This is a genomic window from Paenibacillus wenxiniae (genome assembly GCF_039822605.1).
GTDB classification, from domain to species: Bacteria; Bacillota; Bacilli; order Paenibacillales; family Paenibacillaceae; genus Saccharibacillus; species Saccharibacillus wenxiniae.
Genome location: NZ_JBCGUH010000019.1, coordinates 1 through 9,280 on the forward strand (window position 1 = coordinate 1; position 9,280 = coordinate 9,280).

Here is a 9,280-nt window from a genome sequence, read left to right on the forward strand (position 1 = left end):
CTGCTCAGTGTCTCTCGCAGCAACTCTTATATCATATCATGTTGTGTTTCTTTCGTCAAGCACTTTTTTTGAAGTGTTTTTCGCTTCAAAGCGCTTCACAACGGAAGCTCATGATACTTTTTCTTTCATCACCACTCGTTCGTGACAACTTTTATAATATATCATGTGAGATTCACAGTGTCAACACTTTTTTCAAACTTTTAAGCCCCGTTGTAGTCAGGAGTGAGTTGATTGAACTCAATCTCCTTCCTAGCGGCGCTAAAAGTTAATTAGTGCGAAAATTAATTTATCATAAATAGGGGAAGCCGTCAACTATATTGAATTAGTTTTTGGCTTCTGGATAACGTGCGCTGCGTACATACTTAGCAAGTTCCTTTTGTGGAGCAAAACGCGCATACATTTTGAAGATCGTTTTATACCTTTTATCAATCGCTTGTCGAATGTCCTGGTTTAAACGCTGATCACTCAGATCGAATAACATTTCGTCCAGTTCTTTGCGCAATACATAGGCCATCTCTTTGCATTCATTCTCATTTAGTAGCATTCCAAGCATATAAAGTCCTCCCTAAGTTAGCTCATCACTTCATTTATCTCGTATCCCGGACGATCATGCTTGTACCATTACTTTTTACAATAAAGCCTATGGCTCAACAAGCAATTCTCTAGTCTGGTCTGGATATAGTCTGGATAGTGATGATTTAACCGTATTCTATATGCTTGTAAACATATCGCTGCAAAAAGGAAGTGTCTGTTTTAGCTCATTAACCAGTATGTGAATGTACTCTCGATAATCGCTGCAACAAACAACAGAATTACAATCCATACACTAGCCGGTATAATTGAGCGCAAAAACGACCGTCGCTCACTTTGAAGTCTTTGTCTTCCTGACTTGTTCCATGTTGTAATTGTATCCAGCATGAGCTTACCGAACTTTAATCCGTAAGCGGACGCAATAATGATAGCAGGGATTTCGATAATTCCATGCGGAAGAAGCCCTTTGACGATCAATTCCGTTACATTAGCTCCTTGTAAGCTGGACGCGTGTAGCAAATAACCGATAATCATTCCGTTCATGACGAGGAAGAATGCCGGTATGATTCCTATAAAGAAACCAAACAAAAGAACGAGAATGCTTTTGACTGCATTATTGAAGAAAATGAACAGAAAATAGTTCATCTGCACATTGCCGCCCTGTTTTAATTGATTGCTGACGCTGCGTAGCTGCTCTAGCTGACTGGTCAAATAGTTGCCAAGTGGCTCTGACCATATAATCCCAGCTATAACACCAAAAACAAATAGTATCGTTGCTACGACGAGCATGGAACGATTTTGTTTTAAATCGTACCAAAACGTGCGAAAAGATAGCATGTGTTCACTCCTTTATAATTGGATCTGTTCTGCTATTCTGCTGTATGGAGCTAATACATTGAGATGCATCATTACTTTACTATTGTACCCATGTACAGACTTTTGTTTACACGACCAATATAGTTGTAGCTTGACCGCTGTAAAGCTTTTTTATACATTATAAAGCTGGGCGATAGCAGTTATAGTGTACCATAGCCTAAAGATCAATCACGAATTACGAACTGTGCTAATGCTTACTATAGTAATAAAAGAAAAACAGGGCGCTGCCATACGGCCTCGTCCCTGTTTGACATGCTCCATGCTCCATGCTCCATGCTCCATGCTCCATGCTCCATGCTCCATGCTCCATGCTCCATGCTCCATGCTCCATGCTCCATGCTCCATGCTCCATGCTCCATGCTGATTAATTGTATTTGTTCAGTACTTGCTGGGCAAGCTCTAAATACATTTGTCCAATCTCTGTGTCCTCGGCATATACGGAAGGCGAGAAATCAGGATCGGTAGGTAGATTATCCGGAGCGCCAAGTGGAATTTGTGCTAACAGCTCGGTATGTAGATTCTCTGCCAGCATACCGCCGCCGCCGCGACCAAATACATAATCCCGTTGTCCATCGCGTGCTTGATAATACGCCATATTTTCCACTACGCCCAAAATATCGTGATTCGTTTGAATCGCCATCGCACCGGCGCGAGCTGCCACGAATGAAGCTGTCGCATGTGGAGTGGTGACCAGAATTTCTTTGCTTTGTGGCAACATCTGGTGTACATCCAATGCTACGTCACCCGTACCTGGAGGCAGGTCAAGCAGCATATAGTCTAGCTCTCCCCACTCGACGTCTGCAAAAAACTGACGCAACATCCGCCCGAGCATCGGGCCACGCCAGATGACCGGATTATTTTCACGAATGAAGAAGCCCATCGACATGACTTTTACACCAAAGCGTTCGATCGGCTGAATACGACCTTCCTCTACTTGCGGGTATTCTTCAATGCCCATCATATCCGGCACACTAAAACCATAAATATCTGCGTCGATAATACCGACCCGTTTACCAAGACGTGCCAGCGAAGTAGCCAGGTTTACCGTAACGGTGGATTTACCTACACCACCTTTACCACTGGCAACAGCGATAAAGCGCACACCTGAGTCTGGATGAATAATAGATAGGTTCTCCAGCCCGGCAGCATGACCTTTTTGCTCGATCTCTTCGGCTGTAGGCTCTCTTTGCTCATCTGGAGATAATAGTTGTCTGACGGTTGCCATCTCACGTTCTGATGGCTCTCTAAAACGGATATGAAGATCGATCGGCTCCACAATTTTAAACGCTGCGCGTATCGACTGTTCTACCGCTTCTTTGTATTCCTGTCCCAGCTCTATACATACTACCGTCAAAGAAATACGTGTATCTTTGACCATGACATCACGAATAAATTGCATTTCCAGGAGTGGGAATTCATATTGTGGATCTTTTACTTTGCTTAATAGTTCCAATACATAATCTCTTGATAACATGATGCGCACTCCTTGTTATGATGAATTTCATGGATCCTCTTTCATCGTCAACCCATAATACTGCCATTATAGCATTGTATACGGTTCCGTAGGCAATGAACTAGAAATCGATGATGATCCGTGTCGCTCTCTACTATATAAACATATCACCAGCGCCTCTGTACCGGATTGAGGAAATTTGCATAAAAAAGCCCCTGTACTGTATAAAACGATGTATCGTTTGAAGCTCCCTTTTGGCAACTTTAAAACAATCCATCGGATATACGACAGGGGTTGAACTAAATCGACTCATACTCCATTCAAACGATCCATGCTCATAGATCCATATTCGTATTCATCTATTTGTGTGTCTCTATCCATGCACAGATACAAGGTTTGCTTACGCCTGACTCGTTACATGTTCAGCCATACCTTCAATCAATACTTCCGCTACTTCTGGACGAGTAAATTCCGGCGGTGGGCATTGGCCATCCCGTAGTAGCGCACGTACTTTAGTGCCGGACAGCGTAAGATGATGTTCTTTAGAATGCGGGCATGTTTTACTGGATGCCATATTACCGCATTTGGTGCAGAAGAAGCTGTGCTCGAAAAAGAGCGGTGTAATATCAAGCTCTTCCGCTGTAAAATTGGTGAAAATCTCCTGTGCTTCATACGTGCCGTAATAATCGCCTACCCCTGCATGATCTCGTCCAACGATAAAATGGGTGCAACCATAGTTTTTACGTACCATCGCATGGAAAATCGCTTCTCTAGGGCCAGCATAACGCATCGCCGCCGGAAATACACCGAGGAACGTACGATCTTTCGGATAATAGTTTTCTAGCAGTACAAGATAACTACGCATCCGTACATCTGCCGGCACATCATCTGATTTGGTTTCACCAACTAACGGATTCAGGAACAATGCATCTACAATTTCCATCGCGCTCTTCTGAATATACTCGTGTGCACGGTGAACCGGATTACGTGTCTGGAAGCCGACTACTGTTTTCCAGCCCTTTTCAGCAAATAAGCGACGTGTTTGAGCCGGATCAAAATAAAACTCGCCGAATTTAGCAGGCACCGGACGATTTAAAACTTGAATCGGACCACCTACATAAGTCGTAGGGCGAGCAAGTAGCTTCTGCACACCTGGATGTTCGGGATCATTCGTTTTGAATACATTGATCGCTTCTAGCTGCTGATCTACTTTATAGATACTACGTACTTCCAGTACGCCATAAATAACTCCATCTTCTTCGCCAACAAGTGCTACCTGTTCGCCATTTTCCAGCGTAGCAGCTACCTGTTCTTCCAACGCAAGCGTAATTGGAATACTCCAAACGAGACCATTAGCTAAACGCATACGCTCGACTACGGAATGATAGTCTGCCTCTTCCAGAAACCCTTCTAATGGAGAAAATGCTCCTACCCCTATCAAATCGAGATCGGATACGGTCCATGTGTTGATCGGAATCTGCTTCCATTGCTTTGCCTGCTCCAGTAACTGCGTGCGTGCTTCTCCTTCTACAATACGCTGAACTAATTGGCCTCCGTGCGGTAATATGGACGTCATTGAGGTCTCTCCCTTAATTTGAATGTAGTTAACGTTTGATGGTTTGTATATTAATCGCTTATATATTGATCGTTTGTATATTGGATCGTTTATATTATCGCTGTGTGTTGATACTTGTATAGGGTAGGAGGATGTATATGTCTGGGCGTATGCTCACTAGTGTCATATGCTTACTATCGCACTCTACCCGTTACCAGATGACTTCATGAATGCCACATTTATTATGAATGGATTTAAATGCTATAACTGAAATGCTATTAGGCTGTGAATGGGTATGACATACCTACATCCTTTATTTAAATATTTAAAATGGCTTATTTATGCAAACCGCATTCTGTCTTGTCATTCCCTGCCCAGCGTCCTGCACGTGGATCTTCGCCTGGCATAACTTGACGGGTGCAATATTCACAACCGATACTCGGATAATTGCGATCATGCAGTGGATTATAAATAATATCGTTATCTCGAATGTAGTTCCATACGTCTTCTGATGTCCAATCAGCAATCGGATTAAACTTCATCAGGCCAAACTTGGTATCATATTCAACCTTTTTCGAATTGGCACGTGTAGGTGCCTGATCACGGCGGATCCCTGTAATCCATGCATCATATTGGGATAAAATACGAGTCAGTGGCTCCACTTTGCGAATATTGCAGCATGCATTCGGGTCAACCGTCCACAGCGACTCGCCATGAGCAGCTGCCTGTTCTTCCGGTGTAAGCTTAGGAGCTACACGTACAAAGTTCAATCCATAACGTTCGACCATACGATCACGTGTCTCATACGTTTCTTTAAAATGAAAATCGGTATCCAAGTAAAAAATATCCGTTGATGGACTGATCGTTTGTAGCATATCTACAATGACTACATCCTCAGCACCAAAGCTGCACGCAAACGTCAAACTTTCAAAATTATCTACTGCCCAACGAATGACTTGCTCTGCTGAAGCATGTTCCAGTTCTTCTGCCTTTACTCTTGCCAGCTCTTCTTTTTCCAACAAATTCATGTGATTTCCCCCATCATGGAATTTAAGTTCTTTTTTCCAAACTGGTTTTAAGTTGGTAAATAAAAAGAATAGTGTCTGATCTGCCAACAAACACATGATTGGACCTGTTTGTTTGCAACCTGTAAACGATTCAGTATCGCATTGCTACTTTCATCATTGTACAGGGGAAACGACTTATTCTCCTTACACTTGGCCTACCTACTTTTGTATACCAGTTTCTATAAAGTCTATCAAGCAGCATTTTAATGCCAAACAATATTGTACTGCAAAACTATGTTTACTTCGTGATAGCAATTTTCCGCATAACTACAATCTTGCACATAACTACGATCTTATACGTGACTGCGATATTGCCCATGACTACTGTGATTCTATCGTTTGCTGATTATGCTTATTCTTCACCTGTAACTATAATAAAACCGACTAAACTACTAAGAATTATATGTATATTATAAAAGTCGTAGACTCGCAATTCAAGAGGAAATTGAATATTTTTAAAATAGATTCATATGAGATGCAGATGGAGTCCCTTTATGCATCATCCACAACATAAAAATGATTGGTTTGCTGATAGCTGTTGATAACTTGTGAAATTATGATATTTTTTCAGAATTCATTCACATATTCACAAAGTTATCCCTGTTATACCCAGCTTATTGTTGAAAAATCGTAATTGAGGACAGATAAAATGGATATAGGCTGTGGATGAAAGGTTTTATATACGCCTGTTAGTCGTAGATTGGGGATAAGTTATTGAATGCGCTGTTTCGTTTTCATTTGTAATTTGTTTTTATTTGTAATCTAAAATCGGTTCTTGGTAGAACTGCTTCTTGGTTCGTTAGGTTTTGTACGTAACCTATTTTTGCTGGGGCAGACAACACTTCGGCAAAGAATGATGTAGGTGACCTAGATTGATATACAGATATATGTACTATAGCTGAGCAGGCATCAGTTTCCTAATTTGACGGATAGGCATCGTATTTAATTGTATGCAGGCTGCAACGCTGAAATGTATATTCGGAATGAACTCGTGTATAAATCGAAGTGGTAAATAGAGGTATAGTCTATATATGTTTTCTTTGTACTGTTTTCTTCGTACTGTTTTCTTTATATTACTTTCCTTATACGGATGTAATGAAAGGATCGAACTCATGTTAACAACTAGACCACTATTATATGAACAATACAAATATATGAACAATACAAACGACAACACAAAAGAACAAAACAAAACCCCTGACCTGAGAAGGCCAGAGGTTCTGGTAAACCTTGTAGTACACAAGGAATATTAACGTTTGGAGAACTGAGGTGCGCGACGAGCCGCTTTAAGACCGTATTTTTTACGCTCTTTCATACGTGGGTCACGAGTCAGGAATCCTGCTTTTTTCAGGGAACCGCGCAGTTCAGGATCTGCTTTCAGCAGAGCACGGGAGATACCGTGACGAATTGCGCCAGCTTGACCAGAGATACCGCCACCATGAGCGAGTACGATTACATCGTAGCTACCCATAGTTTCTGTCAGGTTCAGTGGTTGCTTAACGATCAGTTTGAGTGTTTCCAGACCAAAATATTCATTGATGTCGCGTTTGTTAATGACAATGCGTCCTTCACCCGGTACAAGGCGAACACGTGCTACCGAATGTTTACGACGACCTGTCCCATAGTATTGTACTTGTGCCATGAAACTGTCCTCCTTTTAATTATCCGCGAAGTTCGTAAACTTCTGGTTTTTGTGCTGCATGTGGATGTTCTACGCCAGCATAAGCTTTCAGACGCAATTTCATTACATTACCTTGACGAGTTTTTGGCAGCATGCCGTGAACAGCAGCTTCGATTACACGCTCAGGCTTGTTGTCCAGCATCTGTTGAGCAGTAGTCACTTTCAGACCACCTGGATGCATAGAGTGACGATAGTATTTTTTGTCTTGCAGTTTTTTACCAGTCAAGCGGATTTTTTCAGCGTTGATTACGATTACGAAATCGCCACCGTCCACATGAGGGGTGAAAGTTGGTTTGTGTTTGCCACGGATCAGTGCTGCAACTTCGCTTGCCAGACGGCCCAGCGTTTTGCCTTCAGCATCAATAATGTACCACTGGCGTTCTACTTCACTTGGCTTAGCGATAAAAGTTGTACGCATGAGAAGTTCCTCCTTAGTCTTTTTGAACATCCATTTTCCTCGTGCAATGAAGCTCAAGAAGATATTCAATAAATGTTATTTTCACAGTGCATCAAATGCAACTGTATATATGATCGTTCTTCATTGTTTGTGTTGTTATACACGATAATACATTGTTAAAGTTAATGGGATAAAGCTGTTTAGGTCGTTCTCTTGATTGGGGGCTGTGGGAGAGCCATCAAGAAAACACAACTTTTATTTTACAGGATGGTTGAACGTTAATCAAGCATTATTTATGGTTTTTTCAGACTTTTTTATTGAAAACTTTCTTAATCCAATATACCTAAAATTCCACTTCATCATAATGCACGCCCCACATCGTTAACGCTTTGCTGACCGCTGTTGGTCCCGCTGCATTTCGGTCGCAGGCTGCAATCATACCTGGAATATCATCCGGTGTATATTTGCCTTCCCCGACCCCAATAAGCGTTCCCATAATGATCCGCACCATATGCTGTAAAAAGCCATTGCCTGTAATATAAAAGTGAAGAATCCCCTGGTCTCTTGTATTCGGCCGGGTTTGCGACAGATCGATCTCCAGTCTCGTTTCCAGCACGGTACGTATATGACTTTGCTTTTGCGAATAACGAGACGCAAAGCTAGTAAAATCATACGTACCTACAAAATGCTGAAACGCCTCATTCATCGCTTCGATATTCAGCTTGCCTGGATGATGCAATTGCATATGGCGTAAAAACACATCCGGATATTGATTCGCATTGATCGTATATCGGTATGTTTTACGTTTCGCCGAACGGCGTGAATGAAACTCCATCGGAACTTCATAGGCGCCAGTGACAATAATATCACGCGGCAAACGACCATTCAGTGCCAGTGGCCAACGATCTGCCGGAATCGGTGATTCCGTCCAAAAGTGAAACACTTGCCCCACTGCATGCACGCCTGCATCTGTACGTCCAGAGCCATGAATTTTGGGACGTTCTCCGATCATAGAGCCGATCGCTTTTTCCAGATGATCCTGCACGGTATTTCCATCAGGTTGCGTCTGAAAGCCGTTATACCGGGTTCCGTCATAATTGACGGTCATACATAGATTACGCATCGGTTATCACCTTTATATCCACATACAAAGTGAGGGAGCTCCAGATGGAGCCCCCTCCTTCATGTTGTTAAACACAACCTTACCCAGACAGAGAAAAAAAGGGCTTTGCCAGAATCACGAGACCCTGTCCACCCTTCTTTATCTGCATGTTACGCGCGGTCTACCAGTTCCAGATAAACCATAGGAGCTGCGTCACCACGACGAGGTCCCAGTTTCAGGATACGAGTGTATCCACCTGGACGCTCTGCATAACGAGGTGCCAGTTCAGAGAACAGCTTTTGGATTGCATCCTGGTTGCCATCGAGAGTCTCGCGGCGAACGAAAGAAGCTACCTGACGACGAGCATGCAGATCTCCACGTTTGGACAGAGTGATCAGCTTTTCTGCGATAGAACGAAGTTCTTTCGCTTTTGCTTCAGTCGTTTGAATACGCTCATATAAGAACAGGTCAGTTACCAGATCGCGGAACAGAGCTTTACGAGCACTGGAGTTACGACCCAATTTTTGGTATGCCATTTTGTATTCCCTCCTTCATCAATGATTAAATGACTATTCTTCCTGACGCAGACCAAGACCGAGTTCCTGTAGTTTCTCTTGA

At 42.6% G+C, this 9,280-nt stretch carries 10 protein-coding genes; all 10 read right to left on the reverse strand.

Annotated elements, in window-relative coordinates; translation table 11 throughout:
- Positions 1 to 322 precede the first annotated feature (322 nt).
- The 10 genes from AAHF22_RS21235 to rplQ all read right to left on the reverse strand — a co-directional run bounded on the left by AAHF22_RS21235 (position 323) and on the right by rplQ (position 9,198).
- Positions 323 to 553: a hypothetical protein gene (locus tag AAHF22_RS21235; protein WP_188778812.1), complete on the reverse strand. Its 231-nt coding sequence runs from the start codon at positions 551 to 553 to the stop codon at positions 323 to 325.
- Between the two features lie 200 nt (positions 554 to 753).
- Positions 754 to 1,368, reverse strand: a complete 615-nt coding sequence (locus AAHF22_RS21240; protein WP_347327021.1) for a stage II sporulation protein M — start codon at positions 1,366 to 1,368, stop codon at positions 754 to 756.
- Between the two features lie 207 nt (positions 1,369 to 1,575).
- Complete coding sequence (locus AAHF22_RS21245; protein WP_347327022.1) at positions 1,576 to 1,752, reverse strand: hypothetical protein; 177 nt, start codon at positions 1,750 to 1,752, stop codon at positions 1,576 to 1,578.
- 19 nt (positions 1,753 to 1,771) lie between these two features.
- Entirely contained in the window at positions 1,772 to 2,881 is a 1,110-nt protein-coding gene (gene salA / locus AAHF22_RS21250; RefSeq protein ID WP_347327023.1) for an iron-sulfur carrier protein/transcriptional regulator SalA, read from the reverse strand.
- Between the two features lie 379 nt (positions 2,882 to 3,260).
- Positions 3,261 to 4,436, reverse strand: coding sequence for a sulfate adenylyltransferase (sat, locus tag AAHF22_RS21255; RefSeq protein ID WP_347327024.1), 1,176 nt, complete (start codon positions 4,434 to 4,436; stop codon positions 3,261 to 3,263).
- Positions 4,437 to 4,750: 314 nt separating this feature from the next.
- Positions 4,751 to 5,443 (reverse strand): phosphoadenylyl-sulfate reductase, encoded by a 693-nt coding sequence (locus tag AAHF22_RS21260; RefSeq protein ID WP_347327025.1) that lies wholly within the window; start codon positions 5,441 to 5,443, stop codon positions 4,751 to 4,753.
- A 1,288-nt stretch (positions 5,444 to 6,731) separates the two neighbouring features.
- Complete coding sequence (gene rpsI, locus AAHF22_RS21265) at positions 6,732 to 7,124, reverse strand: 30S ribosomal protein S9 (protein WP_347327026.1); 393 nt, start codon at positions 7,122 to 7,124, stop codon at positions 6,732 to 6,734.
- Between the two features lie 19 nt (positions 7,125 to 7,143).
- The gene (rplM, locus tag AAHF22_RS21270; RefSeq protein WP_347327027.1) at positions 7,144 to 7,581 is read right to left on the reverse strand and encodes a 50S ribosomal protein L13; all 438 of its coding nucleotides are present in this window, start codon (positions 7,579 to 7,581) and stop codon (positions 7,144 to 7,146) included.
- Between the two features lie 322 nt (positions 7,582 to 7,903).
- Positions 7,904 to 8,683 (reverse strand): tRNA pseudouridine(38-40) synthase TruA, encoded by a 780-nt coding sequence (gene truA, locus AAHF22_RS21275; RefSeq protein WP_347327028.1) that lies wholly within the window; start codon positions 8,681 to 8,683, stop codon positions 7,904 to 7,906.
- A 149-nt stretch (positions 8,684 to 8,832) separates the two neighbouring features.
- Positions 8,833 to 9,198, reverse strand: a complete 366-nt coding sequence (gene rplQ / locus AAHF22_RS21280; RefSeq protein ID WP_188777864.1) for a 50S ribosomal protein L17 — start codon at positions 9,196 to 9,198, stop codon at positions 8,833 to 8,835.
- Positions 9,199 to 9,280: the final 82 nt, after the last annotated feature.